24 protein-coding genes and 1 pseudogene are annotated in these 26,931 nt (G+C 71.4%); 12 read left to right on the top strand and 13 right to left on the bottom strand.

Features of this window, described 5'->3' with window-relative positions; all coding sequences use genetic code 11:
- Together GUY59_RS35135 and GUY59_RS47825 are read right to left on the bottom strand one after the other, a co-directional pair.
- Positions 1 to 2,646 (bottom strand): glycoside hydrolase domain-containing protein (locus GUY59_RS35135; RefSeq protein WP_201761708.1); only part of this gene is annotated, 2,646 nt, incomplete at its 3' end.
- Between the two features lie 313 nt (positions 2,647 to 2,959).
- The gene (locus GUY59_RS47825) at positions 2,960 to 3,109 is read right to left on the bottom strand and encodes a hypothetical protein (protein ID WP_201761707.1); all 150 of its coding nucleotides are present in this window, start codon (positions 3,107 to 3,109) and stop codon (positions 2,960 to 2,962) included.
- A gap of 35 nt (positions 3,110 to 3,144) precedes the next feature.
- Here GUY59_RS47825 and GUY59_RS35125 point away from each other — a divergent pair, with 35 nt between their 5' ends.
- The 5 genes from GUY59_RS35125 (at position 3,145) to GUY59_RS35105 (ending at position 7,875) form a co-directional block, all read left to right on the top strand.
- Positions 3,145 to 3,486, top strand: coding sequence for a hypothetical protein (locus GUY59_RS35125; protein ID WP_138200990.1), 342 nt, complete (start codon positions 3,145 to 3,147; stop codon positions 3,484 to 3,486).
- 120 nt (positions 3,487 to 3,606) lie between these two features.
- On the top strand, positions 3,607 to 4,413 hold the full coding sequence (locus GUY59_RS35120; RefSeq protein ID WP_138200989.1) for a rod shape-determining protein: 807 nt from the start codon (positions 3,607 to 3,609) through the stop codon (positions 4,411 to 4,413).
- 21 nt (positions 4,414 to 4,434) lie between these two features.
- Positions 4,435 to 5,976: a PucR family transcriptional regulator gene (locus tag GUY59_RS35115; RefSeq protein ID WP_138200988.1), complete on the top strand. Its 1,542-nt coding sequence runs from the start codon at positions 4,435 to 4,437 to the stop codon at positions 5,974 to 5,976.
- A gap of 107 nt (positions 5,977 to 6,083) precedes the next feature.
- Positions 6,084 to 7,337 carry an NAD(P)/FAD-dependent oxidoreductase gene (locus GUY59_RS35110; protein ID WP_138200987.1) on the top strand — a complete coding sequence of 418 codons (1,254 nt, stop codon included), beginning with the start codon at positions 6,084 to 6,086 and terminating at the stop codon, positions 7,335 to 7,337.
- A gap of 100 nt (positions 7,338 to 7,437) precedes the next feature.
- The gene (locus GUY59_RS35105) at positions 7,438 to 7,875 is read left to right on the top strand and encodes an anthrone oxygenase family protein (protein WP_138200986.1); all 438 of its coding nucleotides are present in this window, start codon (positions 7,438 to 7,440) and stop codon (positions 7,873 to 7,875) included.
- A 94-nt stretch (positions 7,876 to 7,969) separates the two neighbouring features.
- On the opposite strand, the gene GUY59_RS35100 is transcribed toward GUY59_RS35105, so the two are convergent.
- Entirely contained in the window at positions 7,970 to 8,206 is a 237-nt protein-coding gene (locus GUY59_RS35100) for a hypothetical protein (RefSeq protein ID WP_138200985.1), read from the bottom strand.
- 197 nt (positions 8,207 to 8,403) lie between these two features.
- On the opposite strand from GUY59_RS35100, the pseudogene GUY59_RS51515 reads away from it, so the two are divergent.
- A pseudogene (locus tag GUY59_RS51515) lies at positions 8,404 to 8,526 on the top strand (hypothetical protein); the annotation flags it as partial.
- Between the two features lie 168 nt (positions 8,527 to 8,694).
- On the opposite strand, the gene GUY59_RS35090 reads toward GUY59_RS51515, so the two are convergent.
- The 6 genes from GUY59_RS35090 to GUY59_RS35065 all read right to left on the bottom strand — a co-directional run bounded on the left by GUY59_RS35090 (position 8,695) and on the right by GUY59_RS35065 (position 16,121).
- Positions 8,695 to 9,573, bottom strand: coding sequence for a carbohydrate ABC transporter permease (locus GUY59_RS35090; protein ID WP_138200983.1), 879 nt, complete (start codon positions 9,571 to 9,573; stop codon positions 8,695 to 8,697).
- Positions 9,570 to 10,559 carry a carbohydrate ABC transporter permease gene (locus tag GUY59_RS35085; RefSeq protein WP_138200982.1) on the bottom strand — a complete coding sequence of 330 codons (990 nt, stop codon included), beginning with the start codon at positions 10,557 to 10,559 and terminating at the stop codon, positions 9,570 to 9,572. The genes GUY59_RS35090 and GUY59_RS35085 overlap by 4 nt, the downstream gene beginning before the upstream one ends.
- Positions 10,560 to 10,605: 46 nt before the next feature.
- A complete protein-coding gene (locus GUY59_RS35080) occupies positions 10,606 to 11,934 on the bottom strand; it encodes a sulfatase family protein (RefSeq protein WP_171055390.1) in 1,329 nt (442 codons plus the stop codon).
- Positions 11,931 to 13,112 (bottom strand): sulfatase-like hydrolase/transferase, encoded by a 1,182-nt coding sequence (locus GUY59_RS35075; protein WP_138200981.1) that lies wholly within the window; start codon positions 13,110 to 13,112, stop codon positions 11,931 to 11,933. Before GUY59_RS35075 ends, GUY59_RS35080 begins: the two co-directional genes overlap by 4 nt.
- Complete coding sequence (locus tag GUY59_RS35070; protein ID WP_161714852.1) at positions 13,112 to 14,569, bottom strand: ABC transporter substrate-binding protein; 1,458 nt, start codon at positions 14,567 to 14,569, stop codon at positions 13,112 to 13,114. The genes GUY59_RS35075 and GUY59_RS35070 overlap by 1 nt, the downstream gene beginning before the upstream one ends.
- A gap of 316 nt (positions 14,570 to 14,885) precedes the next feature.
- Positions 14,886 to 16,121, bottom strand: coding sequence for a sulfatase family protein (locus GUY59_RS35065; protein ID WP_138200979.1), 1,236 nt, complete (start codon positions 16,119 to 16,121; stop codon positions 14,886 to 14,888).
- 128 nt (positions 16,122 to 16,249) lie between these two features.
- Here GUY59_RS35065 and GUY59_RS35060 point away from each other — a divergent pair, with 128 nt between their 5' ends.
- A complete protein-coding gene (locus tag GUY59_RS35060; protein ID WP_138200978.1) occupies positions 16,250 to 17,920 on the top strand; it encodes a DUF4185 domain-containing protein in 1,671 nt (556 codons plus the stop codon).
- Between the two features lie 24 nt (positions 17,921 to 17,944).
- Here the strand turns inward: GUY59_RS35060 and GUY59_RS35055 are convergent, their stop codons facing one another.
- Positions 17,945 to 19,306: a sulfatase-like hydrolase/transferase gene (locus GUY59_RS35055; RefSeq protein ID WP_138200977.1), complete on the bottom strand. Its 1,362-nt coding sequence runs from the start codon at positions 19,304 to 19,306 to the stop codon at positions 17,945 to 17,947.
- A gap of 169 nt (positions 19,307 to 19,475) precedes the next feature.
- On the opposite strand from GUY59_RS35055, the gene GUY59_RS35050 reads away from it, so the two are divergent.
- Positions 19,476 to 20,585 (top strand): Gfo/Idh/MocA family oxidoreductase, encoded by a 1,110-nt coding sequence (locus GUY59_RS35050; RefSeq protein ID WP_138200976.1) that lies wholly within the window; start codon positions 19,476 to 19,478, stop codon positions 20,583 to 20,585.
- A complete protein-coding gene (locus tag GUY59_RS35045; RefSeq protein WP_138200975.1) occupies positions 20,582 to 20,938 on the top strand; it encodes a cupin domain-containing protein in 357 nt (118 codons plus the stop codon). The genes GUY59_RS35050 and GUY59_RS35045 overlap by 4 nt, the downstream gene beginning before the upstream one ends.
- A 15-nt stretch (positions 20,939 to 20,953) precedes the next feature.
- Here the strand turns inward: GUY59_RS35045 and GUY59_RS35040 are convergent, their stop codons facing one another.
- On the bottom strand, positions 20,954 to 21,838 hold the full coding sequence (locus GUY59_RS35040) for a DNA-3-methyladenine glycosylase family protein (RefSeq protein ID WP_138200974.1): 885 nt from the start codon (positions 21,836 to 21,838) through the stop codon (positions 20,954 to 20,956).
- 81 nt (positions 21,839 to 21,919) lie between these two features.
- On the opposite strand from GUY59_RS35040, the gene GUY59_RS35035 reads away from it, so the two are divergent.
- Together GUY59_RS35035 and GUY59_RS35030 are read left to right on the top strand one after the other, a co-directional pair.
- On the top strand, positions 21,920 to 22,690 hold the full coding sequence (locus GUY59_RS35035; RefSeq protein WP_138200973.1) for an aminoglycoside phosphotransferase family protein: 771 nt from the start codon (positions 21,920 to 21,922) through the stop codon (positions 22,688 to 22,690).
- Between the two features lie 71 nt (positions 22,691 to 22,761).
- Positions 22,762 to 23,076: an antitoxin gene (locus GUY59_RS35030; RefSeq protein WP_138200972.1), complete on the top strand. Its 315-nt coding sequence runs from the start codon at positions 22,762 to 22,764 to the stop codon at positions 23,074 to 23,076.
- Between the two features lie 3 nt (positions 23,077 to 23,079).
- Here the strand turns inward: GUY59_RS35030 and GUY59_RS35025 are convergent, their stop codons facing one another.
- Positions 23,080 to 23,883, bottom strand: a complete 804-nt coding sequence (locus GUY59_RS35025) for an MBL fold metallo-hydrolase (RefSeq protein WP_138200971.1) — start codon at positions 23,881 to 23,883, stop codon at positions 23,080 to 23,082.
- A 9-nt stretch (positions 23,884 to 23,892) separates the two neighbouring features.
- Positions 23,893 to 25,215: an MFS transporter gene (locus GUY59_RS35020; RefSeq protein WP_138200970.1), complete on the bottom strand. Its 1,323-nt coding sequence runs from the start codon at positions 25,213 to 25,215 to the stop codon at positions 23,893 to 23,895.
- A 136-nt stretch (positions 25,216 to 25,351) separates the two neighbouring features.
- Between GUY59_RS35020 and GUY59_RS35015 the strand changes: the two genes are divergently transcribed.
- The gene (locus tag GUY59_RS35015; RefSeq protein ID WP_138200969.1) at positions 25,352 to 26,848 is read left to right on the top strand and encodes a cobyric acid synthase; all 1,497 of its coding nucleotides are present in this window, start codon (positions 25,352 to 25,354) and stop codon (positions 26,846 to 26,848) included.
- The last annotated feature ends 83 nt before the right edge of the window (positions 26,849 to 26,931 follow it).

Raw genomic sequence — 26,931 nt, 5'->3', positions numbered from 1 at the left:
GCGGGTGGGCGGGGCGACCGTGGCGTTCTTGAGCGCCGCCTCGTAGGCGGTCCCGGCGTCGAACCCCGTGACCCCCTTCAGGTGGGCGTCGGCGAAGGCGACGTCGGAGCTGGTGCCGACCATCAGGTCGGCGTAGCCCGGCGAGGACCACCGCGCGATCCAGCCGCCGTCCTCGTACTGCCGCACGAACCCGTCCACCATCTCACCGGCGGCCTTCGGCGTGAGCAGCGCGTACGCCGGCCAGGTGGTGCGGTAGGTGTCCCAGAAGCCGTTGTTGACGTACACCTTGCCGTCCGCCACCTTCGCCCCGGTCTCGGTGGGCGTGCTGGGCGGGGTCTCGGTGGCCGACTGCACGGCGTGCCTGTACACCGGCCGGTCGGCGGTGCCGGTGTTCTCGAAACCCGAGTTGGGATAGAGGAACAACCGGTACAGGTTGGAGTACAGCGTGACGAGCTGGTCGTGGCTCGCGCCCTCGACCTCGATGACGCCGAGCTTGGCGTCCCACGCCTTGCGTGCCCGCTCGCTGACCTGCTCCAGTGTGTCGGAGGCGCCGATCTCCAGCTCCAGGTTGCGCTTGGCCTGCTCGACGCTGATGAGCGAGGACGCGATGCGCATGGTGACCGTGCGCGCCTGTCCAGCGTCGAACGCGAGGTAGCCCAGCACGTTGTCGCGTCCCTCGCCGGTCAGCTTGCCGCCGCCGGTGACCGGGCGGTCGAAGGTCGCGTAGTAGAACATGCGCGTGGCCCCGGTCGACAGGTCGCTGCGCACGTCGGAGTAGCCCGTGACCACGCCGCCCGGCACGTCCAGGGTCAGGCCGCCGTCGCCGGTCGCGTTGTCGAAGATCAGCTTGGCCGACGACCCCGGGAAGGCGAAGCGGGCCAGCGCCGCGTGGTCGGTGGGCGCGATCTCCGTCTTCAGCCCGTTGTCGAAGGTGACCGCGTACAGGTGCGGCTGGGCCACCTCCCGCTCGTGGCGGAAGGGCAGCGCGCGGGCGGTCCTCGACGGGTCGGGCGTCCCTTCGGCGGCCGACGGCATGAACTGGAACGTCTGCCGGTCGCCCATCCACGGACTGGGCTCGTGGCTGGCGGTGAACGCCTGGATCTCGGGCAGGTTCGCCGCGTTGTTGGCCCGGTGGTACTCGTAGAGCCATCGCGTCGAGGACGCGTCCGTCATCGGCGTCCAGAAGTTGAACCCGTGCGGCACGGCGGTGGCGGGGAAGTTGTTGCCCCGCGAGAACCCGCCCGTGGAGTGGGTGCCGCGCGTGGTGAGCACATACTGCGAGGGTGAGCGCTGGTCGCCGCCGCGGCCCTCGTACGGCTGCCGCTTCCGCTCCGAGACGATCTTGATGTCGTCGACCCAGCCGCGGAAGCCGGCCTCGCCCACGGGACTGTCGTAGGCCACCAGGATGCGGCTGATCCGCTTGCCCTTGGCGACCTTGCCGATCTCGGCGCGCTTGAAGTTCCACTGGTCGGCGTACAGGGTCTTCGACTCGCCCTGCTCCCGGGGCGCCAGCCGGACACCGTGCTGGTCGACGGCCTTCAGGTCGCTGAGGTAGGTGCCGTCGCCGAAGGCCAGGTCCACGGAGACGTACGTGCTGGGATAGCGCAGGTCGGCCGCGGTGAACTCGGGGAAGACCAGGTAGGACAGCTCCATCCCGGACGTGACCGGGATGTCCACCTCGAACACCTTGTTGGTGGAGTAGCCGCCCTTGCTCGACGTGGTGCCGCCCGCGTACCGGAACGCGCGCAGGCCGGTGAAGCCGGCGCGCGGCTTGGACACGTACCCCCGGGTCGGGCCCTCGCCGACGTGGCTGCGCATGTCGCCGGGCGGCCGGCCGCCGGTGTCGCCGTCGGACAGCTCCCACTCGGCCAGCTGCAACATGGGGGCGCCGCCGACGCGGGTGACGTTCAGCCGGTAGTGGGAGTAGGCGGTCGTGTTGGTGAAGCGGTATTCCTTGCGCTGGTGACGCGCCGAGAACGTCTCGCCGGTCCGGGTGTCCAGCGTCGTCCAGGTCTGCCCGTCCTGTGAGCCCTGGAGCTGCCAGTCGCGGGGGTCACGCTCGGGCGCGTCGTCGGCGGAGGTCAGCGCGTAGTGCACGACGGCGACCGGCTCGGACAGCTCGTACTGCGCCCAGCCGGTGCCGCTGTCCACGAGCCACTTGGTGCTCGGGTCGGTGTCGGCGAGATTCTCCCTGACCTCGCCGGAGGCGAAGAACTCGCCGCTGACGGTGATCCGGGCGATCTTGTCGGAGATGCCGCCTTCGATGCCGCCCGGAAGCGTGCCGGCGACGTTCTCGGCCTTCTTGTCGCCCTTGGCGTCGGTCTCGGGGGTGTCGGCCCAGGCCGGCTGGGGGTCGCCGGTCTCGAAGGAGGAGGCGAAGGCCGCTCCTTCCGCCTGGGCCAGTTTCTGCCCGTCCTGCGCCGCGCGCCGCGCCTGCTCAGCGGACGGAGGCGGCTCGCTCGCCGTCGGATCGGGCGGCGGGCTGGAGGAAGGGCCGGGGGCTGGGGTGCCCGAAGGGCCGGGATTGGGAATCGGGTCTGGACCTTTCTGTGCGGTGGCGCCCGCGGTGCCGTACGGGGTGGTCAGCGCGGCGGCAGCGGGGGCGGAGAGTGCGAGGGCGACGCCCGCGCATAAGAGCGCCGTCATGAGGGATCGTCGGCGAGGGTGCTTCATCGGGGGGGAAACCTTCCGTGCGTCAGCCGGTACGGGGGGCTCGGTCGGGCAGCGTCACGAAGGCGGCTGCGTGGGTCGTGCCTTGTCGGGACGGGACGGGGACGGCCAGGGGGTGCTCACAGCGATCTCCCAGGAGACGGATGACAACGTTGTCAACCTCGATCTGCCAAGGAAGTTGTCAAATCGCAGGCTCCCTGTCAAGAGGCCGCACGGCGTACGAGGCCGGCCCGGGAGGACAGGCGATGGTGACAGCCGCGAGCGCCGGGTCAGCGCCGCTTGACGACGGTCAGGAGGACCGCGAGTCCTCCAGCGCCTCGAGACTGTGGCGGGCGTCGGGCACGACGAACAGGTCTCCCGTGCGCGCCACCCACGCGTCGGCGCCGACCGCCAGGCCGGTTCGCTGACGGGCCAGCGCGACGAGCGAGACTTTCTGCATGCCGTCATTGTCTCAGTTGGGCTATGGTCGGCCGTGTGACGGGACCCTGGAACACCCCGGGCAGGCTCATCGTGCTGAGCCTGGTCCTGGTGTGCTCGCTGGTGGCCGGCGCGTCGAGCGTCTGGCACGCCGCCGGTGACCCCGTCACCCAGGAGGCGACGACGTGGAGCCCGGGCACCACGGACCCCCGGCTGACGGGCCTGCCGCCCCAGCTCTCCACCGGCCGCGAACCCCTGGCGCCGGCGCGGTCCGGCGCGCGGCAGGGCGACGCCGCCCATCTCGCGCTGCTGCCCCCGCCGCACGGCTCGGCCGCCGTCGGAGACCCTCAGCAGTTCGGGCACCGCCCCGCGGGGTCACGCAGCCCGCCGCCGGCCTAGCCGCTCACCGTCCGTCCACTGCCGCGCCGCGGCCCGGCCGTGCGCGCCCGGCTGCCCCCGTCGAGGTCGTCCCCGGACACACCCCTTCCCTTCGCGTCAAGCAAGGAGCCGAACACCGTCATGGCCGAGCTCGAATCAGCCCCCACACTCCAGCGCACCCGCCACGGCAGGGTGGCGCTCGATCTGGGCACCGCGCACACCAGAGCGCTGACGTCGAGCGGGGTCGCCGTCGCCGACCGCCCCTCGGCCGTCGTCGCCTCCCGGTCCATCGCCGGCGCCGCCGATCCGGTACGCCCGATCCGGCACGGCATGGTCGCCGACCCCGGCGCCTGCCTGCGCCTCGTACGCCTCGTGCTGCGCGACGTCCAGACGGCGGGCGACGGCTCGATGGAGCAGGTGGTGGTCGGCGTGCCCGTCGCCGCGTCGCCCAGCGACCGGCGTGCGGTGCGCACCGCGGTGTCCGAGGCCGCCGGGTGCGGGGTGACGCTGGTGGAGGAGCCCCTGGCCGCGGCCGTCGGCGTCGGCCTGGACGTCACGGACTCGCGGCCGTTCCTGCTGCTCGACGTGGGCGCGGGCATCGTCGAGGTGGTCGCCATCCGCGACGGCGTCATCAGCGAGGCCATGGCCATCCAGCTGGGCGCCACGACCAGCGCGGGGCTGCTGCCGTACGTGCTGGACGCCGTCGTCGACATGACGGCCGCGCTGCTGCGCCGCCTGCCCCCGCAGGTCCGCACGGCCGTGCGCGGCAACGGCCTGACGGTGACCGGCGGCGGCGCTCTGCAGGCCCGGCTGCTGCACCGCCTGGACGCCGCCCTGCGCATTCCGGTCAGCACGCCGCCCGAGCCGCAGAACGCCACCGTACGAGGCCTGATGCGGCTGTGCCTGATGCCCGCCGTGGCGTCCAGGATCGCCGCGCGTGGCCGCTGATCGCCGGGGCAGGGTAGCCCTGTGATCCGACTCGATCGCCTGGTCAACGTGCTCGGCGGATACGGGGTACGGCTGTGCGGGCGTCCCGAGATGCGCGCGGCCCAGCTGCGCAGCGTGGCGATGCCGGACCCCACCGACGAGCGCGTCCAGGGTGACGTGCTGATGGCCATCGGCGCCCCGTCGGTGACCGAGGCGGTGCGGTGGGCGGTGTCGGCGCGGGCCACCGTCGTGCTGGCGCGCGCCGGCGCCGAGGCCGCCCGCGAGGCGTCCTCGGCCGGCGAGAGCGAGGGTGTGGCGGTCATGCTCGTCGATCCCGCCGTGTCGTGGAGCCAGCTGGCCGGCGTGGTGTACGGGCTCGTCCTGGAAGGGAGTGAGACGGAGGCCGGTCGCGGGCCGACGGACCTGTTCGCGCTGGCCGACAGCCTGGCCGACGTCGTCGGCGGCGCGGTCACCATCGAGGACCGCCTGTCGCGGGTGCTGGCGTACTCACGCTCCCAGCAGGCGGGCGACCCCGCCCGGCTGGAGACGATCCTGGTGCGGCAGGTTCCCGGCCGGCTGCGCGAGCTGTTCCAGTCCAGGGGCGTGTTCGACCGGCTGGCCGCGTCCGACGAGCCGGTGTTCGTCGAGCAGGACCCGGCCCACGGGCTGACCGGGCGGATGGCGGTGGCCGTGCGGGCAGGCCGCGAGGTGCTCGGCTCGGTCTGGGTGACCTGCGGCAGCCCGCTGACCGGGGCGCGGCTCGGCGCCCTGAGCGACGGGGCGCGCACGGTGGCGCTGCACCTGCTGCGCTCGCGGGCGAGTGCGGACCTGGAGCGGCAGGTGGAGTCCGACCTGGCCATCCGGCTGTTGGAGGGCAGCGCTGACGCCGCGACGGTGCTCAGCCAGCTGGGGGTGGCCGGCGAGACGTTGCGCGTCATCGCCGTCCGCGCGCACACCGAGGAGGAGCGGCACGCCGCGCTGCTGCTGGCGTTCGAGCGGGCCACCACGGGCTTCGGCTGGTCGCGGCCGGGACGCAGCACGCTGCTGGGCAACACGCTCTACACGATCCTGCCCGGCGAGGACGCCGACGCGGCGCGCGCCTGGGTGTCCGCGCTGGAGTCCGCCCTGCCCGCGCAGGTTCGGCTGCTGGCCGGGATCGGGGCGCCGGCCAGGGCCTCGGAGCTGCCGGCCAGCCGGCAGGAGGCCGACGAGTGCCTGGCGCTGCATGAGGCGGGCCCCCCGCACGCCGCGCCGCCGGCGTACGACGAGTCGTGGGACGACATCCTGCTGCGGCGGCTGCGTGCCGCCGCGCGCACCGGACGCACCCCCGCGCGCGGGCCGGTCGGCGCGCTGCGCCGACACGACGCCAGCCACGCCACCCACTACATGGCCACGCTGCGGGCGTGGCTGGAGGCGCAGGGCGACCCCGCCGTGGCCGCGGAACGGCTCGGCGTGCATCCCAACACCGTACGCAACCGGCTCCGCAAGATCACTCAGATCACCCCGCTCGACCTGGACGACGCCCGCCAGCGCCTCGCCATGATCATCACGCTTGCCGCCCTGGAGGACGACCGCCCGTTGTGACGGTCGCACAATCCGGCCGTCGCGATTGTCACCCCCGCACAACGTCTACTGGTCTCGTGCGCGCGATCCTGAAGAAAAGAGACTTTTGTCCAGTACGGAGGCATGCCATGAGCGAGCGGATCACCAACCCGCCGCGGTCGGCGATCGTGGTGGGCGCCGGCATCGTCGGCTTGTCGACCGCGTGGTTCCTTCAGGAACGCGGTGTCGAGGTCCACGTCGTCGACCGGGGCGGCGTGGCGGCCGGGGCGTCCTGGGGCAACGCGGGATGGGTCGCGCCGGGCCTGGCCATCCCGCTCAACGAGCCCTCCGTCGTGCGTTACGGCCTGAAGTCGCTGGTCAACCCGTCCGCGCCGCTGCACGTCCCCGCCACCTTCGACCCGAAGTTGTGGGCGTTCCTGCTCAGGTTCGCCGCCAACTCCCGGTGGTCGTCCTGGACGCGGGCCGTACGCGCCAACCTGCCGCTCAACGAGGAGTGCTTCGAGGCGTACGACGTGCTCACCGCGAACGGCGTGGACGCCCCCGTCGTCGAGGCGCCCATCACCGCGGCCTTCCACACCCCGAAGCAGGCCGAGACCCTGCTGCGCGAGCTGCGCCGGATGGCCGACGCGGGACAGCCCGTCGACCACGCCGCCCTGGAAGGCGCCAGGCTCGCCGAGCAGGTGCCGCTCGCCTCCGCGGCCCTGCGGGCGGGCGTGCGGATCGACGGTCAGCGCTACGTCGACCCCGGCGGCTTCGTCCACGCCCTCGGCAAGGAGGTCATGGCCCGCGGCGCCACCGTGTACGCCTTCGAGGCCACCGACCTGCGTGAGGAGAACGGGAAGATCATCGTCAGCTCGCGGTACGGCACGTCCGTGTCGGCCGACGCGGTGGTGCTGGCCACCGGCGCGTGGCTGCCGCGCCTGGCGTCCCGGTTCGGGGTGCGCGTCCCCGTGCAGGCCGGCCGCGGCTACTCCTTCACCGTGCCGGTCGACCGCCCCGTGCACGGCCCGATCTACCTGCCCGACGTGCGGGTGGCCTGCACGCCGTACCAGGGGGCGCTGCGCGTGGCGGGAACCATGGAGTTCCGCGACCCCGACGCCCCGGGCGTCCCGGCCCGCATGGAGGCGATCATCGCCTCCGCTCGCCCGCTGCTGGACGGCGTGCGCTGGGACGAACGCACCGACGTCTGGGTGGGCCCCCGGCCGGTCACCCCCGACGGGCGCCCGCTCGTCGGCGCGACCGCCCGGCGGGGGATCTACGTGGCCGGCGGGCACGGCATGTGGGGCCTCACCCACGGCCCTGTCACGGGCCGGCTGCTGGCCGAGCAGATCACCACCGGCAAGCAGCCCGCCGCCCTGCACGAGTTCGACCCGGTCCGCTGACCGTAGGCGGGGGACGGTGGCCCTGGAATGAGACGCTCGCATATGTGATCGAGCGCCCGATGCATGGACCGTCTTATGCCGCAAGCATCACGATGGTCTCATGTTGGCACTGCCTCTGATCGCACTCGCGCTGCACGGCGCCCTCGCGGGCCTGTTCTACTCCTTCTCCATGTCCGTCATGCCGGCCCTGAACGCCATCGACACCGCCCAGGCGGAGGCGGCGATGCGCAGTATCAACCGTAAGATCCTCAACCCCTGGCTCTACCTCGTGTTCCTGGGGTCGCCGGTGGCGGCGCTCGTGGCGGGCCTGCTCGCGGACGGCCCGGCCGCCCTCTGGTTCTTCGCCGCCGCCGCGGTGAACTTCGCCGGCTCGTTCCTCGTCACGGTGGCGATCAACGTACCGATGAACAACGCCCTGAACGAGGGCACCATGCCGTGGAGGGACTTCATGCGCAGGTGGACCGCGTGGAACACGTTCCGTGCGGTGGCGAGCGTGGCCAGCCTCGTGCTGGTCGGCGTCGGCCTGACCGATCTCTGAGAGGAACCAGGCGGGCGCTGACGGAACCCGGGCTGCCGGTCGTGACCGTCGCACGGCCATGACCGGCAGCCCGGGGGCGATCCAAGCGTGCTGATCAGAGCGTGAGGCAGCCCACGAGCGGGACCTCGGGCGGCACGGCCACCGCGCCGACGGGATCGGCGGTGGTGCCGGTCACGCAGTTGGCCATCACGACGGGGTCGATTTTCGTGATGGATTCCAGGCTGTTGAGCTTCGTGGGATCGATGACGGCGTGGGCGGGAGCTGACAAGGTCATGCCGGTGGCGGCGGCGATCATGGCGACGGCGGCGATCTGGCGAGGGGATGGACGCACGGAGAACCTCCTAGTGCAGGATCACTGTCAGTCACCGACAGTAATGAGAGGGGAGCGCTATGTACATGGCTGCTGCATGAGAAAAGGCTCATGAACCCGGTGTTCCGGGTCAGCCGAGCAGCTCCAGCACCCGTACGGCCTGCCGCTCCCTCGTCCCGGCCGGGTTGCGCGCCGCGAACGGCCCCCCGGGCCCCAGCATGAGGAACCAGGTGAACGCGATCAGCCGCCGGAAGCCCAGCACGCGCTCGCGCTCCTGGATCCCCGGGCTGCTCGCGCTGTTCCTGTGCCAGCACTCCAGGCGCGACGCCCGCCGGGACGGCGACGGCGACCTGGTCACGCTCGACCGGCAGGACCGCGGCGAAAGTGACCGGGCTCCGGCCTGTTCCGGCGGGCCGCCGCGCTCTCGGGCAGCGAGGCCGAGCGCCGTGCTCTGCTGGACGGGGCCGACCGGCTCCTCGCATAGCCGCAGCCCGTGGGGACGACGCACGTCACGACTTCACGGCGCCCGCCATCCCCTCGACGAAGTAGCGTTGCAGCAGCACGAAGAGGATCACGACGGGCAGCAGCGAGATGACGGCCGCGGCGGCCATGCCGCTCCAGTCGACGGAGTTCTCGCCCACGAAGGCCAGCATGCCGACGCTCAGCGTACGCAGGTCGGGCCGGCTGAAGGTGAAGACGAGCGGCAGGAAGAAGGCGTTCCAGGTGGCAAGGAACGTCAGCAGGGTGACCGTCGCGGTGACCGGCATCGCGAGGGGCAGCATCACGCGGAAGAAGACGGACAGGAAACCCGCACCGTCGATCACGGCCGCCTCTTCGAGCTCCTTCGGGACGCCGCGGAAGTAGCCCATGTAGAGCAGGATCGAGGCCACGTGGGCGGCGCCGCTCAGCGCGATGACCATGCCGGACAGGGAGTTGAGCAGCCCCAGGCGCTGGGAGATCTCGACGACCGGGATGATGGTGTAGCCGGTGGGGACGAACAGGGTCGCGATCAGCACGACCATGACGGTCTTCCTGCCGGTGAACCTGTACCTGGCGATCACGTAGCCCGCCATCGCGCAGCGCACGACGACGAGCACGACCGTGCAGACCGTGACGATGACGGTGTTGAGCAGATACTGGCCGAAGCCCGCGTCGGTCCAGGCGCGGGCGTAGTTCTCCCAGACGGGCGTCTTCGGCAGCAGGCTGAGGCCCGAGCCGAAGACCTCCAGCTGATCCTTGAGCGAGGCCGACACCATCCAGACGAACGGGTACACCCACAGCAGCGCCCCGATACCGGTGATCACCGCCATGACCCACCACACCAGGCGGTTGCGGACGCGGGCCACCGACCAGCCGCGGCCGGGGGCCTTGTGGACCGTCGTGCTCATGCGAGGCCTCCTGCCTTGCGGGCGGCGCGGATTCCGGCGAGTTGCAACAGCCCGAGCAGGCACACGAACATGCCGAAGATGACGGCCGCCGCGGACGCGAAGCCGAGCTGGGGCGTGGTGGCGGCGAACGACCAGCGGTAGATGTAGATCTCCACCACCTCGGTGCTGTAGAACGGGCCGCCGTTGGTCATGGTGAGCACCAGGTCGAAGACCTTGAGCGTGCTCTCCAGCGTCAGCAGCGAGATGATCACGGTGAACGGCTTGAGCAGCGGCATCGTGATGTGGCGGAGCATCGACCAGGGGCCCGCGCCGTCGAGCGCGGCGGCCTGGTAGACGTCGTCCGGGATCGTCTGGAGCGCGGCCAGCCAGTAGATCAGCGTCACGCCGAACCACTTCCAGACGTAGACGCCGACCACGGTCCAGAGCGAGCTGGAGGAGTCGCCGAGGAAGTTGATCCCCTCGTCCACCAGGCCGAGCGTGAGCAGGAGTTGGTTGACCGGGCCGTCGGTGGGGTCGAACACGAACTGCATGACGACGCCGACGATGGCCGTCGTGGTGACCACCGGCAGGAAGAACGCCGTACGGAAGAGGTTGCGCAAAGGCATCTTCGGCGAGTTCAGCAGCAGGGCGACCAGCAGCGAGAAGATCACCTTGACCGGGACGGCGACGACCGTGAACAGCGCCGTGACGGTGAAGGAGTTCCAGAACTGCGGGTCGGCCAGCACGTCCTGGTAGTTCCGCAGCCCGACCCAGGTCTTCTCCGCTTCGAAGCCGTTCCACTCCACGAAGGAGAACCAGTAGCTCGCGATGATGGGGTAGACGGTGTAGAGGCCGTACAGCACCACGGTCGGGGTGAGGAAGAACCAGATCCAGACCTGGGTGCTGGTGAAGCGGCGCCGCGGCGCGGGCGGCCGTCGCCGGGTCAGCGCGGGCGCGGGACGTTCCCCTGGCTCCCGTCTGGCCTTCAGCCTGGGCAAACTGACCATGTCGTCCTTCTGCGGGTCGTGGTGGGGGAGGGCCGTCGGCGGTGCGCTACGAGCGGTGGCCGCGGTCGGCTTGGAGCTCCTCGTCGAACTCCCTGATCCGGGCGGTGAGCGCGGCGACCAGGCCGGGGTGGCGCGTGCTCAGGTCGTACGCCTCGTCCGGGTCGCGGTCGAGGTCGAACAGCTGCGGTAACTCCTCGGTCGCGGAGAAACCCCTGCCGGTGTAGAAGGGGCCGGGGAAGCGTTTGACGTGCAGCTTCCACCGGCCGCGGCGCACGGCGTTGCAGTCCTCGCGGCTGTAGAAGAAGATGTCGCCCCGGTCCACGGGCCGTGCCCGCGGCAGCGCCGCGGACAGGTCGGTGCCGTCGATGACGCGGTCGTCGCGCAGCCGCGCGCCGGTGATCGCGGCCAGCGTCGGCAGCACGTCCACCATGCAGGCCGGTTCCGTGTAGGTGACGCCGGCCGGCACCGTGCCGGGCCAGGAGAGCACGAACGGCACCCGCACCCCGCCCTCGTACGTCTCGGCCTTGCGCCCCGAGAACGGGCCGGTGCCGCCGACGTACCAGGGGCCGTTGTCGCTGGTGAAGATCACCATGGTGTCCTGCCGGATGCCGAGCCTGTCCAGCTCGCCGAGCAGCACGCCGAGGTAGTGGTCCACGGCCTCGACCGCGTCGCCGTAGTCGCCTCCGGCGGAGCGCCCGGCGAACTCCGGCTCCACGGACAGCGGGGCGTGCGGCATGGTGTGCGCCAGATACAGGAAGAAGGGCCGGTCGGCGTGGTCGCGGATGAAGGAGACGGCCTGCTCGGTGTAACGGCGCGTCAGGGACGGCTGGTCGGCGGGGTCCTCGACGACGCGGTCACCGTCGTACAGCGCCGGGCTGGGATTCCAGTCGTTGCTGCCGAGCAGGCCGTAGAACCGGTCGAATCCGTGCTTGTCCGGCCGGAAGCGGGGCGGCGCGCCGAGATGCCACTTGCCGACGCACGCGGTGGCGTACCCTGCCTCGCGCAGGTAGGCGGCGATGGTGACCTCGCTCGGCGCGAGCCCGTTCGTGTCGCGCGGGTCGAGGACGTACGGCAGGTTCACCCGGGGCGCGTAGCAGCCGGTGAGCAGCGCGGCCCGGGACGGCGTGCACAGCGGCGAGGCGGAGTACATCGTGGTGAAACGCATGCCGCCCGCGGCCACGCGGTCCACCACGGGCGTGCGGATCAGCGGAGCGCCGTAACAGGACAGGTCGCCGTAGCCCAGGTCGTCGCAGTAGACGATGATCACGTTGGGGGCGCGGCGCGCGGCGGCGGGCGCCGCCTGGGCCATCGTGGCCAGACCGGCGAGCACGCCCGCGCCCTGGAGCACCTGCCGGCGGGTGGCCGCCACGGTCATGAGGCCTCCACCGTCCGGGCGAACTCCTCCAAGCCGGTCCTCATCCGCTCGGCGACGTCCGCGTGCCGGGAGCTCACGTCGCACGTCTCGCCGGGGTCGGCGGCCACGTCGAAGAGCTGCGGCATGTACGCCGTCCGGTCGCTGGAGAAACGTACGTGCAGCTTCCACCGGCCGTGCCTGGCGGCGTTGAGGTGGGGGCCGAAGAACAGGTAGACGGGGGGACGGCCGGCGGCGTGCCCGGCGAGCCGGGGCGACAGGTCGTACCCGTCGAGGTCGCGCATGGGGGCCGAGCACAGAGCGGCCAGCGTCGCGGGCACGTCCACCAGCGACATCGGCTCGTGGTCCGCTCCCGGCCGCACCCTGCCCGGCCCGCGGACCAGGAACGGCACGCGCACGCCGCCGTCGTACACCTCCGGCTTGCGCCCGCGGCGCCGCTGGTTCGCGCCCTCGTAACGCGGCCCGTTGTCGCTGGTGAAGATGACGAGGGTGGAGCCGCGCAGCCCGTTCCTGTCCAGCTCGCCCAGCAGCGCGCCGACGTGGTGGTCCAGGCACTCCACCACGTCGCCGTACGCACCCGCCGCCGATCTGCCCGCGAAGGCGGGGTCGGGACGGTAGGGGACGTGGGGGTCGAGGTAGGACAGGTAGAGGAAGAACGGCTGCTCACGTCGTTCGGCGACGAACTCCCGCGCCTTCGCGGTGAAGTGCGCGATCCCGCCGGAGACGTCGAAGTCGTCCCTGACCACCTCGTGGCCTTCGACCAGCGGCAGGGGCGAGACATCCGTGCCGTACATCGTGCCGTGGAAACGGCCGAAGCCGTGCCGCAGCGGATGGTCCTGGGGGCGGTCGCCGAGCCGCCACTGGCCGACGCAGGCGGTGGCGTACCCGGCGGCCCGCAGCGCCGACGCGATGGTGACCGCGCCCGGCCCGAGGCCCGCGTCCGCGCCGCGGCCGAGCGAGTGGGGCAGGCCGAGGCGGGCGCCGTACCTGCCGGTGAGCAGGCCGGCGCGGGACGGCGTGTCGGTGGCCGCGGCGGCGTACGCGGCGGTGAAGCGGCGGCCGTGGCGGGCGAGGGCGTCCAGGTGCGGGGTGCGGACGGCCCGCGACCCGAGCACGCCCAGGTCGCCTGGCCCGAGATCGTCGGCCACGATGAGCACGACGTTGGGGGGTGCGGGCGGCATCAGCCGTACATCTCCCGGGTGTAGTCCTTCTCCGGCTTCCAGTTGGAGAAGACCCAGTCGTCCACGCTGATCTCGGCGCCCTTGGCCTTCGCCGCGGCGATGGCCCGGTCGCGCTCGGCGGTCATCTTGTCGCTGAGCTCCTTGAGCGCCTTTCGGTAGTCGGGGATGTCGCCGGTGAACGCGCCCTGCACGATGTCGCCGAGCCCGGGGGTGACCTCCTTGGTCTCCGCCTGGTACGCGGTCATGCCCTTGGGGTTGCGCACCACCGGGGCCGGGCAGAGGTAGGCCTGCTCGGCGAACCAGCCGACCAGCTTCTTGTACGCCGGGTGCGCGTTCGACCTGGCGACCGCCTCCATGTCGCTCGGCGGCTGGAGCATTGCGTTGGCCAGGTCGACGGCGTAGGAGTCGGTGACGAAGTAGTCGCCGAGCAGGCGGCCGGCCTCCTTGGGGTGCTTGCAGGTGGGCGAGAGCCAGTAGGTGCCCTCGCGCGGCCCCGAGTAGGTGGCCACCTTCTTGCCGGCCTCGGGCACGAGCACCGGGCCGACGCCGAGCTTGTCCTTCCACTGCGGGACGGTCTCCAGCGTCGAGCCCGCGGTGAACGGCCCGCTGATGAAGTACGTCGCCGCGCCCGCCGCCCAGCGCCCGCGTGCCACGTCGTCGCTCCATGACCGTGAACCGGGGGCGATCAGGCCGTCCTTCTGCAGCGACAACATGAACTCGATGGCGTTGACGAAGGCGTCGTCGTGGTAGGCGTACTCGCCGGTCTTGAACAGGCAGCCGTCGGCGCCCTGGAACCCGCCCGCCTGGGCCATCTTGTCGATGGCGAAGCCGAGCCGGATCGGCATGCCGATGCACCAGGCCAAGCCGTGGGAGTCCCCGCCGGACGCCTTCTGGGTCGCGGCGCACGCCGCGCGGAACTCGTCGTAGGTGGTGGGCGGGGCGTCGGGGTCGAGGCCGGCCTTGGCGACCAGCTGGGTGTCGAACCAGGTGACGGCCATGTAGGAGCGGTAGTGGTAGATCGGCCAGGAGTAGACCTTGCCCTCGAAGGTGTGGATGCCCTCGTAGAGCTGGTCGTCCAGCCGTTTCAGCGCCGCCTCGCCGAGCTCGATCGGCGCCACCCAGCCGTCCTTGATGAGCTGCTCGACCTGCGCGCCGATGCCCACGTTGACGTGGATGTCGGGAAGCTGCTTGCTCTGCTTGGCGAGCTGGAGCGCTTGGGGGAACTTGGCCGCGCTGACGTGCGTGTATTCGACGGGGACGCCGCCGGGCGACTCGGCGAACTTCTTGAACAGCGCCTCCTTGGCCTCCTGGCCGCTCTCCTGGGCGTCCCACCACGTCAGCCTGCCCGCCGACCCTCCGGAGCCGGCGCCGCTCGTCCCGCCGCACGCGGCTGCGGCGGCCATCAGCCCCATCAGGCCGGTCGTCTGCATGAACCGCCGGCGGCTCAGGGTGTGCATCACTTCCACCTTTCGCGGCGATCCCGCTTCGGGCATGACGCACCCCCAAGAGCCGGGCGGGATCGCGGATTTCCTGTTGATGAACACGGCGCGACCTTCGACGTGCGCAGGCGGTCGTGGTTCCGAGTAATCGATTTCCAAGCAACGTAACGGCGACGCACAGCAGTGTCAAGAGTCACGTGAGCGACGCTGAAACAGGCATTATCGAGGGGCAATGCCGGCGCCGACGGGCGTGCGGGGCCGAGCCGGCGCCTCCGGCCGGGCCCTGGGGGCGGCCGGGGAGGCGCTCGCGGCCACGTCGAGGTGCGGCCGGGGGTCAGGCGCAGCGGCCGGCGGCGCGTCCTTCGGCCTCGACCCGCTGGGCGGTGATCTCGGTGGCGAAGGAGGTCGCCAGCTCGGTGAGCCGGGCCATGACCTCGGGCTCCAGGTTGGCGACGTTGTAGGCCTCCCCGGGGTCCGTCTCCAGGTCGAACAGCTGGGGCAGCTCCCTGCGGTCGGGCTGCGGGTTGCGGTCGACGTGCAGCTTCCATCTGCCCTGGCGCAGCGCGTTCAGGGTCCAGTGGTGGAAGAAGTACAGGGCCTCGCGCTCCGGCATCGGCCCGCCGGTGAGCGCGGGTCCGATGTCGATCCCGTCGATGGGCCGGTCGGCCGGCAGTTCGGCGCCGGTCAGCCCCGCCAGCGTCGGGAGGAGGTCGATGAAGCAGGCGGGCTCGTCGCACACCGACCCGGCGGGAATCCTGGCCGGCCACTGGGCGACGAACGGCATCCTGATCCCGCCCTCCCAGGTGTCGATCTTGCGCCCGCGCAGCCCGCCCGTGCTGCCCTCGAACCAGGGCCCGTTGTCGCTGGTCACGATGACCAGCGTGTCCTCGGCGAGCCCGAGCTCCTCCAGCCGGTCGAGGATCCGGCCGAGGTGGAAGTCGATGCACTCGATCGTGTCGCCGTACGTGCCGCCCCTGGACGTGCCGCGGAAACCCTCCTCCACGTGCAGCGGGATGTGCGGCATCGTGTGCGCCAGGTAGACGAAGAACGGATCGTCGCCGCCGCGCTCGATGAACTCGATCGCCCGGTCGGTGTACTGCTTGGTGAGCTCGGCCTGCTCCACCTCCTTCTGCACGGGCTTCTCGCCGTCGTACAGGTGCACGGGGTCCATGTCGTTGCTGTACAGCAGGCCGAAGAAGTCGTCGAACCCGTGCCGCGTGGGGTTGTGCTCGGGGCGGCAGCCGAGGTGCCACTTGCCGTACCCGGCGGTACGGTATCCGCGCGTCTTGAGCACCTCGGGAACCGTGCGCTCATAGCCGGACAGACCCTCACCCTCGTGGGGGAAGATCACGCGCGGGAGGCCGACCCGCTGGGCGTACCTGCCGGTCATCAGCGCGGCTCGGGACGGCGTGCACACGGGTGCGGCGGAGTACATGTGACGGAAGGTGATGCCGTTCTCCGCCACGCTGTCCATCCGTGGCGTCTTCACCACGGTGCCGCCCATCGCGCCCATGTCGCCGTACCCCATGTCGTCCATGAACACGAGCACCACGTTCGGCCGGTCTTTCACTGTGGATCTCCCTTGACGATCGCTTCCGATTCCGCCTAGTTTCCTAGAAATCGATTACTCGCACCATAGCGTGACGAGGGAATCTGGAGAACCCCGCCGAGAGCCCCTTTGCCTTCCCAGGAGTGCGCATGAGCCACGCCCCCGCGCGGACCCCCCGATTCGCCCCTGTACGACGTGCCGTCCTGCCCCTGTTGGTACTCGTCCTGCCGCTGGCCGCGACGTCTTCCGCGCACGCCGGCTCTGGTGACGGCGGGCCCGCGACAGTGCACGCGGCCCCGTCGTCGTCCCCGCCCGACAGCACGTGGCCGTCGACGATCCGCGTCGGCGAGCGCAGCGCGGTCACCTCGCCGAGCGGCGGCGACCTGTGGCCCTCCTGCTGGTCGGACGACGACAACCTGTACGCCGCCCACGGCGACGGCCGCGGCTTCGGCCCCCTGCCGGGCACCGACATCGGCGTCAACCGGATCACCGGCACCCCCGAGCAGGACAACCTGGCCGGCACGCTCGTCGCCAAGGGTGACCAGGTCGGGCAGATCTGGAGCGGCGCCGGCTACAACCGCAAGCCCACGGGCATGGCCTGCGTCGGCGGTGACCTCTACCTGGCCGTGCAGGATCTGAAGAAGCACACGTTCGACAGCGCGCCCGCCGCGACCATCGCCAGGTCCACCGATCACGGCCGCACCTGGACCTGGCACACCGGCGAGGCGATGTTCGCCGGCTCCGTCTTCACCACGATCATGTTCCTGGACTTCGGCAAGGACTACGCCGACGCCGTGGACGGCTACGTCTACGCGTACGGGCTGGACGACAACTGGCGTCAGCAGACCGACGTCCACCTCGGCCGCGTGCCCAAGGACCGGATCCAGGACCGCTCGGCCTGGGAGTTCTACACCGGCACCCAGGGCGGGCGGGCCACCTGGTCGGCCGAGATCGGCGACAGGGCGCCGGTCATCCACGACGAGGAGCGCGTCTACCAGAGGGTGCACGAGGACGGGGTGCACGACAAGGTGCTGATCGCGCAGGGCGGCGTGGTCTACAACAAGCCGCTCGGCCGCTACCTGTTCACCACCTGGAACGCCTTCCAGTGGACGATCTACGACGCGCCCAGCCCGTGGGGCCCGTGGAGCAAGATCCGCGCGAAGGACTTCGGCGTCGGGTGGACCCAGGACAAGCATGGCGGCTACGCGCCCACGATCCCGTCGAAGTTCGTCAGCGCCGACGGCCGGACGATGTGGGCGCAGTCGAACGTCTGCGGCCCCTGCGGCGCGACGCCGAAGACCGTCTACAACTTCAACCTGCGCGAACTGCGGGTCACACCGCGCGCCCTCTCGGCGCCGGACAACCGTAAGGACGCCGCCCGCAACCTGGCCACGGACCCGGGCACGACGCCGTACGAGCGGGTGACCCGCGCCGGACGTACGTCGATCTACAACGACGGCGACCTGACGGCGTCCGAGGACGACTGGAACAACGAGGTGAAGAGCACCAGTTGGTGGGGGTACACGTGGCCGCGCGTGCGGCACGTCAACGAGGTGCGCTACACGACCGGCGCGATGCCGGCCGACGGCGGCTGGTACGCCCGTGACCTGCGCGTGCAAGTGCGCAGGAACGGCCGGTGGACCGACGTGCGGAACCAGCGGATCACCCCCGCCTACCCCTACGACCGGACGGCGGGGCCCGGCAGGACCTACACGTTCCGCTTCGCGCCCGCGGTGGCCGACGGCGTACGGGTGATCGGGGTGCCGGGCGGCTCGCACACCTTCACCTCCGTCTCCGAGGTCGGGGTCCACTACCGCTGATCGCCGGCGCCGAGCTGTGACCGCTCAGGGCGCAATCGATTTCTCCGAAGGGAAGCCCAGGGCGTCGCGGCGAGCCCTGAAAGCGGTCATGGCGGCGGCGTAGGCGGGGTCGGCGGCGTGGTCGGTGCTCTCCTGAGGGTCCTTGGCCAGGTCGAACAGGACCTCGGGGCCCTCGGCGCCGTACCACTGGTACTTCAGAACGCCCTGCTTGATCATCAGCCGGTTGCCGCCGAACTGGGAGACGGCCTCGTCGGGCCAGCCCTCCTCGTCGCCGGACATCAGCCCGGCCAGCGACCTGCTGTCCAATCCGCCGGGAGCCGGCACGCCGGCCAGGTCGCAGAGCGTGGCGAACAGGTCGCAGGTGCTCACGTTGCGCTCCACCGTGCGCGGGACGAAGCGGGCCGGCCAGCGGATGATGAGAGGCACGCGGACGCTGGCCTCGTAGAAGCGTTGTTTCTCGTAGACGCCGTGCTCGCCCAGCATCTCGCCGTGGTCGCTGGTGTAGACGATGATCCAGTCGTCGAGGTCCTGGCCGGCCAGGCGCAGCGCGTCCAGCACCCGGCCGTACATCCGGTCGGCCAGCTCGATCATGCCGTAGTAGGCCGCGGTGGCGCGCCGGTGCTCACGCTCGCTCACCTCGATCCCCGGGCGCACGACGAAGCGGTCGCCGCCCAGCACCGGATGGCCGGACAGCCGCTGGCCGGAGTAGGGGCGGACACGGGTGAGGTAGTGGTCGAACAACTCGCGGTCGGGCACCTGGAACGGATAGTGCGGCTGCCACAGGCTGACCTTGAGCAGCAGCGGCACCTCGGGGATCGGCCGGTCGTAGTAGGAGTCCACGAAGTGCTGGTGCGCGTACTGGACGGCGCCGTCCACCGCGTACTCGTCCGCCGCCAGGTAGGGCGGGCGGCCGACGCCCGCGCGCCGCACCTCCTTGGCCATGGGCCACTTGTGGTGGATCGGCTCCGGCAGCCCGGCGTACGACGCCTCGTCGCGGCCGGGGATGTGGCGGTGGGAGATGCCGGAGTCCATGCCGATGCGGTGGGTCCAGCCCTGCATCTGGTCGGTGCCGGTGTGGTGCAGCTTGCCCGCGGCGACCGTGCGGTACCCGTACTGGGCGAGGCGGCGGGCGTACGTCATGTGGCCGGGTGTGAGGTCCTCGCCGAACCGCTCGCAGCCCGTGGTCCTGGGGAACTGCCCCGCCATGATCGACTGCCGTCCCGGCACGCAGATGGGGGAGGGCGTGTACGCGTTGGTGAAGACCACGCCCTCCGCCGCGACCGCGTCGAGCACCGGCGTGCGCGCCACCGGGTCGCCGGCGAACCCCGCGGCGTCGGGCCGGTGCTCGTCGCTCATGAGGAACAGGATGTTGGGCCTTCTCGCCACGGGTGATCCCTCCGTGAGCCGGCCCTCTGGGGGGCGCGGATCGTTCTGCTAATGTTTGAGTAATCGATTTCTAGCAATATCCGGCGCCCCTGGGGCTGTCAAGGCGCGCGGGAAGGAGATCGGCGTACGCGCCCCCGGTCGAGCGTCCGTGAGGGAGAGGAAGGCCCGCGTGCCAGACCGCGTCACTTACCAGTTCGAGTACGACGAACGTGTCCGCTGCGCCTTCATCGGCGCGGGAGAGCACTCCTACCGCAACGTTTATCCGGCCTTCCAGTACGCCCCGGTCGAGCTCGCCGCCGTGTGCGACGTGCGGCGGGAGCGCGCGGCGGCGTACGCGCGGATGTTCGGCGGGCCGTCAGGAAGGGCGGCCCCCTACACCGACCACCGGGAGATGCTGGCCAAGGAGAAGCCCGCGGCCGTCTTCATCGTCACCTCCTACGACCAGCGAACCGGGCGGGTGCAGGCCACCGACCTCGCCCTCGACTGCCTGCGCGCGGGCGCCCACGTGTGGATGGAGAAGCCGGTCGCCGCCTCGGTCGCCGAGGTGCTGCGATTGCGGCGGGTGTCGGCGGAGACGGGCCGGTTCGTCATGGCCGGCCTCAAGAAGATCTTCACGCCCGCGGTGGAGAAGGTCGCCTCGATCATGGCCTCGGAGGCGTTCGGGCCGGTCTCGTCGATCTCCGTACGCTATCCGCAGGCGCTGCCGCCGATGGAGCGCCGGCACGACCTGAAGGCCATGCGCTGGTTCCTCGACCACGTCTACCACCCGGCGGCGGTGCTGACACACCTGATGGGGCCGGTCGAGCGGCTGTCGTACGAGTGGGAGCCGGGCGGCGGGAGCAGCGTGAGCACGCTGCGGTTCGCCTCGGGGGCGATCGGCTCGCTGCACCTGGTCGCGGGCGTGGCCGCGACCTCGCCGCTCGAACGGCTGGAGGTGGTCGGCCGCGGCGCCAACGTGATCGTGGACAACGGGGTGCGGCTCACCTACTACCGGCCGGGAGCCCGCAGGGACTACGGCAGGGACGCGTCGTTCGTGGTGGACGACGCGGTGGCGCCGCTGGTGTGGGAGCCGGAGTTCTCCCTCGGCCAGCTGTCCAACAAGAACCTGTTCTATCTGGGGTACGCGCCGGAGGTGCGGCACTTCTGCGACAGCGTCCTGTCGGACAGGCCGCCGGTCAAGGGCACGCTGGACGACGCACTGGAGATCATGCGCCTGTTCGAGGCGTACCGGGAGACGCCTCCGGGCTCCACGGTGACGATCGCGAGGGAGAGCGAATGAGCGCGTACGTGGCACGGCGGGAGGACCGCGAGGTCGAGCACACCGCCTGGGGCCGGCTGGAGTGGATGGTCTCGGGCCGGCTGGGCAACTCGGCCACGATGACGGTCGGACGTTGTCACATCGCGCCAGGTCAGGCCAACCCCCGCCACTACCATCCCAACTGCGACGAGGTCCTGCACGTGCTCCAGGGAACGATCGAGCACGCCGCGGGCGACCAGCGGGTCGCGATGGGTCCCGGTGACACGATCAGCATCCCCGCCGGCGTGGTGCACAACGCCACGAACGTGGGTGACGACGAGGCGGTCTTCGTGATCAGCTTCTCCTCCGCCGACCGGAGGACCGTCGGCGAATAGGCTGGTGGAAATCGATTACTCGCCGTGAGGCGTGCCGTACGTGGACGCGCGGAACAGGAAGGAGGCCCAGGAACGGTACGGCCGCCACGCCTCCGCCAGCCGGCGGTAAGCGGCGGGCGGCGCGTCCTCGGGCAGGCCGTACGCCTCGCGCAGGATGGCGAACAGGCGCGGCTCGTCACCGGGGAACGCGTCCGGAGCTCCGGCGCCCCGGATCAGGATCAGGCCGGCGGAGAACGGCCCGACCCCGGGCAGGGAACGCAGCTCGGCAAGGGCGTCCTCGGGGGAGAGCGAACGCAGGTGCTCGGTGGTGAGCACGCCGTCGAGCGCCGCGCGGGCCAGGCCGCGCAGCCACTCCTCCTTCTGCGCCGGCAGCCCGAGGCCGCCGGCGTCCACCAGGGACACGGGCGGCGGGAAGGCCGCGTACGTCCGCCCGTCCACGGTGACCCGCGCGCCGTGGCGTTCGGCGATGCGCTGCTTGATCCTGGACGCGACGATCATCGAGGACCGCTGCACGACCACCGCCCAGCAGGCCGCCTCCCACGGGCTCCAGAAACACACCGGCCGCAGGCCGGGGCTGCGCCGCTGCAGGTCGCCGAGCACCGGGTCGGCCTCGCCCAGCTTGGCGAAGCCGGCGCCGTCGACGTCGAGGGAGAGGATGCGCGCCACCTCGCCCCGGATCTGCGGCCCCGCGGGACGGGTGGTGGTGACGGCGACCCCACCGGGCGAGGTCGTCACGGTCACGCCGATCGGCAGCCAGTCGGCCTCCGCGTTGTACGCGAAACGCAGCGAGCGGCCGTCGGACGGCAGCGCGCTGGTCGCCGGCCACTCCTCGACGAAACGCAGCAAGGCCCCGAAGTCGAACGGGCCCTCCGCGGTGAGCGTGAAGTCGTACGTGGTCATGCGCGAATGGTATGGGCGGCACGCGACCGGCAAGGCATTGTGGACATCAGCGGCAGGCGATCGGTAAGGAGCTCGGGTCCCATGGCCGAGGAGATCGTGTTGCAGGACACGCAGCATCGGCGGGTGGTGCGCGTGGGCGACACCGTGCGCAGGCCGGCCCAGCCGTGGACGCCGGCGGTCCACGCGCTCCTGCGGCATCTTGAGGGCGTCGGGTTCCCCTACGCGCCGCGGGTGCTCGGGACCGACGAGCAAGGACGCGAGGTCCTCACCTACCTGGAGGGCGAGTCCGGGCCGCGGGGCTGGGCCAAGGTGGCGGGCGACGCCGGGCCCGCCACCTGCGCCCGGCTGCTGCGGGACTACCACGACGCGGTCGCCGGCTTCGACCCGCCGCCCGAGCTCGTCTGGCACACGGGGCAGCGCGGGCTGGACGGCGCCGAGCTGGTCTGTCATGGCGACTTCGGGCCGTGGAACATCGTCTGGCAGGGGGACGTCCCCGTGGGGATCCTCGACTGGGACTACGCCCGGCCGGCGGATCGCCTGCACGACGTCGCCTACGCCCTGGAATACCTGGCGCCCTTCCGCGACGACGCCGAGTGCCTGCGCTGGCTGCGTTACCCCGAGCCGCCCGACCGCCGGCGCCGGTTGGAGTCGTTCGCCGCCGCCTACGGCCTCACCGGCGCCGCCGGGCTGGCCGACAGGGTGATCGAGGTCCAGCGAGAGGTGGCGGCCCACGTACGCACGATGGCGGAGGCCGGGCACCAGCCGCAGGCGCGGTGGGTCGAGGAGGGATACCTCGACGAGATGAGCAGCAGGATCGCCTGGAGCGTGGCCAACCGGCCGCTGTTCGGCTGACCTGGGGAAACATCATGGGTTTGGCTCCGGGTAGGGGGCGACCGTAGCCGGAAAGAAACGGGGAAACGGTCATGAGCCGCATCGGAGAATGGCTGAAGAAGGCGGAGAACCTGGCCAGGGGGCACTCCAAGCAGGCCGACCAGGTGCTCGACCGCGCCGAGGAATACGCCAAGCAGCGCACCGGGCACAAGTACGACGAGCACATCAGCAAGGGGGCCGACGCGGTGCAGCAGCGCTACGGCGGCGGAGGCGCCGCGGGCTCGGAAGAGGAGCGGCGCGCCCAGCAGGAGCAGCAGGGACAGCAGCAGCAGGGACAGCAGCAGCCGGGACAGCAGCAGGGGCAGGCGGGACAGGAGGAGCAGCAGCGCAGGCCGCCGCAGGGCTGACGCCTAACGTTCCTCGACGAAGCCGAGATAACGTTCGGCGGAGCGGCGCACGGCCGCCGCTCCGTCCGTCCGGACGACGCGCTTCCACCAGCCGCCGTAGACCCGGTCGAACGCGTACGGCTCCAGCAGGGACAGGGCGCGGCGCACGACGTGCGGGCGTTCGGGGATGTAGTTGGGATAGCTGTACATGAAGCTCACCCAGCGCCGGTCCTGCACGACCTGGACGATGTCGCCGGACAACAGGGCGCCGTCGCCGGCCGACGAGTGCAGCACCTGGCCGCCCGCGAAGTGCACGCCCGCGTTGATCAGCGTCAGGTCGTCCGTGAGCCGGTGAGTGTCACCCTCCCAGAAGACCACCGCGTCGTCCGGGCGGGCCACCCACCGGCGGTCGGCGGCGTGGACGTAGATCGGGACGTCGCCGAAGGCCCGCGACCATTCGACCATGGAGCCGTAGAAGTGGGGGTGGCTGACGGCGATGGCCGACAGCCCGCCCAGCTCCCTCACCTCGGCGATCAGCTGGTCGTCGAGGTAGGAGACCATGTCCCACATGACGTTGCCCGCCGGGGTGCGGACGAGGAGGGCTCGCTGGCCGATGGCCGTGGGCGGGGCGGTGCCGATGCCGACCACGCCGGGGCCCTCCTCCTCCACCCGTCCGCGATGGCCCTCCTCGGCCAGCCCGGCGAGGGTCGTCCACTGCTGGCCGTTCCAGCCGACGTACTGGCGCTCGTCCTCGCAGATCGGGCAGTCGGGGCGCGGCTCGCCGTACTGGACGCCGCAGGTGCGGCAGATGGGCAGGCTTGACGGCATCTGTCCAGCCTAGGGCCGGCGGGCGGCGTCCTCCAGGACCTTGCGCGCGTCGCGTTCGAACGACGCCCGCGCTCCCAGCGTGAGCAGGCCGCCGACCACCATCGGGATGACCAGCAGGTACATGCCGGACAGCAGCGAGCCGAGCCGGTCGGAGGCGATGCCGACGATGAGGGAGCCGAAGGCGCCGCCCGCCGTGATGAGCAGTTGCAGCACGGCGAAGCCGAGGCCGCGCGAGGCGGCCGGCACCACGTCGGCCACGCACGCCGTCATGTTGGGGATCGCGATCGACATCAGGGAGCAGGCCAGCAGGACGAGCGCCGTCAGAGCGGCGATCGAGTCCATCGACAGGGCGAGCGCCAGCACCAGCGAGCCGGCGGTGATGCCGCCGCCGCCCGCGAGCAGCCGGCCGCCCCTGCGGCTGCCGTGCCACTTGCGGCCCAGCCACGAGCCGACGAGGGTGCCCGTCAGCGTGCCCGCGACGGTGATCAGGCCGCTCAGCGAGCCGGCGGTGCCCACGCCGACGTCGAAACTGCGCACCATGAGCGTGGGCAGCCAGTAGAAGATGCCGGCCAGGCCGAGCGTGAGGAAGGACAGCCCGATGCAGACGAAGATCAGCGTGGGGATGGCCAGCACCTTCCTGAACTGCCGCCAGAACGGCGGTTTCGGCTCCGCCGGGGGCGCGGCGGGGGCGGCGTCTCCCTGGGCGACCAGCCGGTCCAGCTCGCCGCGCCGCGGTTCGCGCAGGAACCAGACCAGCAGCGCCGTGAGCACGCCGGGGACGACCATGACGAGGAAGGCCGTACGCCAGGAGAACATCTCGGCCAGCACTCCGCCGAGCAGGGTGCCGACGCCGCCCAGGTAGGTGGTGACGCGGGTCAGCCCGTACGCCTTGGCGCGGCTGACCGGCGGGTAGTAGTCGGCGAGCAGGCTGCCCGCGGCCGGGTTGTCGATGTTCTCGGCGGCGGCCAGCAGCACGCGCATCAGGTAGAAGATGACGAAGCCGGTGGCCAGGCCGGAGCCGAGGGTGGCGATCGCCCAGACGAAGACGACCACCGCGATGATCCGCGTACGGCTGAACCGGTCGGCCAGGTAGCCGGCGGGCAGCGACACGATCGCGGCGGCCAGGGCGGCGGCCGTCGGGATGGAGCCGGCGGCGGTGTCGCTGAAGCCCCATTCGCGCTGGATGAGAGGGAGCACGCCCGACAGGAGGTTGTGCTCGATGCGGTCGACGAGTCCGACGATGAACAGAACGATCAGCGGCGCCCAGCCGAATGGCGCGCGGGCCTGCGCGTCGATGGCGCCGGCGCGTGGAGAGCCCAACGTACCGACCATGCCCACCCTTTCAGTAGGTAACTCTAGAATCACGTTCTAGGGCAACGTTCTAGCCAGAGTGGCAGAAGTCACAGCGTTCGTAAATGGTGGATTTCGCGGAAATTTCACGAGCTGCCGGCTCCGGTACGGTGCTCGCATGGTCAAGGGAGCGTTGCTGGTCGCGGGCACCACGTCCGACGCGGGCAAGAGCGTGGTCACCGCCGGCATCTGCCGCTGGCTCTCCCGCCAGGGCGTGCGCGTGGCGCCCTTCAAGGCGCAGAACATGTCGCTCAACTCGTACGTCACCGCCGGGGGCGCCGAGATCGGCCGGGCGCAGGCCATGCAGGCGCAGGCCGCCGGCGTCGAACCCGCCGCGGACATGAACCCCGTCCTGCTCAAACCGGGCAGCGAACGCCGCAGCCAGGTCGTGCTCATGGGCAGCCCGGTCGCCGACGTCGACGCGATGGAGTACGGCGCGCTCAAGGACCTGCTCCGCACCACGGCGCTGGAAGCGCTGGACAGGCTCAGGAAGCAGTACGACGTGGTGGTGTGCGAGGGCGCGGGCAGCCCGGCCGAGATCAACCTGCGCCGTGGCGACATCGCCAACATGGGCCTGGCCAGGGCCGCGGACCTGCCCGTGATCGTCGTCGGCGACATCGACCGGGGAGGGGTGTTCGCCGCGTTCTACGGCACGGTGGGGCTCCTGGACGCCGCCGACCAGGCCCATGTTGCCGGATTCGTCGTCAACAAGTTCCGCGGCGCGGCCGAACTGCTGGAACCCGGGCTCGACATGCTCAGGCGCCTGACGGGACGCCCGGTCTACGGCGTGCTGCCCTGGCTCGACGGGCTCTGGCTCGACGTGGAGGACTCACTGGCCCTCGACGGCCGCAGGGTGAGCGCCGGCCCGCCGCACGGCAGGCAGATCCTGCGGGTGGCGGTCCTACGGCTGCCCAGGATCTCCAACTTCACCGACCTCGACGCCCTGGCCGCCGAGCCCGGAGTGGTGGTGCGTTTCGTGACCGACCCGGCCGAACTGGACGACGCCGACCTGGTGGTGCTGCCCGGATCCCGCGCCACGGTCGACGACCTGGCCTGGCTGCGCGCGACCGGCCTGGCTGCGGCGGTCGGCGACAGGGAGGGGCCCGTACTGGGGATTTGTGGCGGGTTCCAGATGCTCGGGCGGGAGATCGTCGACACCGTGGAGTCCGGCGCGGGCCGGGTCGAAGGGCTGGGGCTGCTGCCGGCGCGGGTCGAGTTCGCGCCGGAGAAACGGCTCGGCCGGCCGGAGGGCGTCGCCTACGGGCAGCACGTACGCGCGTACGAGATCCATCACGGCCGGGCGACCGTGGAAGGAGGCGAGCCGTTCCTCGACGGGTGCCGGGCCGGTCACGTCTGGGGCACCTCCTGGCACGGCGCCCTGGAGAACGACGGCTTCCGCCGCGCCTTCCTGGCCGACGTGGCCGATCGCGCGGGGCGGGCCTTCGTGCCGGCTCCTGGCACCGACTTCGCCCGGCTGCGGGAAGAACGGCTCGACGCGCTCGGCGACCTCGTCGAGCGGCACCTCGACACCGCCGCCCTGCTCCGGCTCATCGAGCACGGCCCTCCCGACGTCCCCGTCCTGCCCCCGGGCGCCCCGCCGGAGCCCGACCCCTGATCACCGCTTCCCGCGGGGAACCGGTCACCGCGGCCAGGTCACCACGTCGACGGAGTCGTTCGCGTAGGGCGGCTCCTTCCGGG

This window comes from Nonomuraea sp. K271, from assembly GCF_009908215.1.
Lineage (GTDB): Bacteria > Actinomycetota > Actinomycetes > Streptosporangiales > Streptosporangiaceae > Nonomuraea > Nonomuraea longispora.
This window is presented reverse-complemented; position numbering and strand designations above follow the sequence as displayed.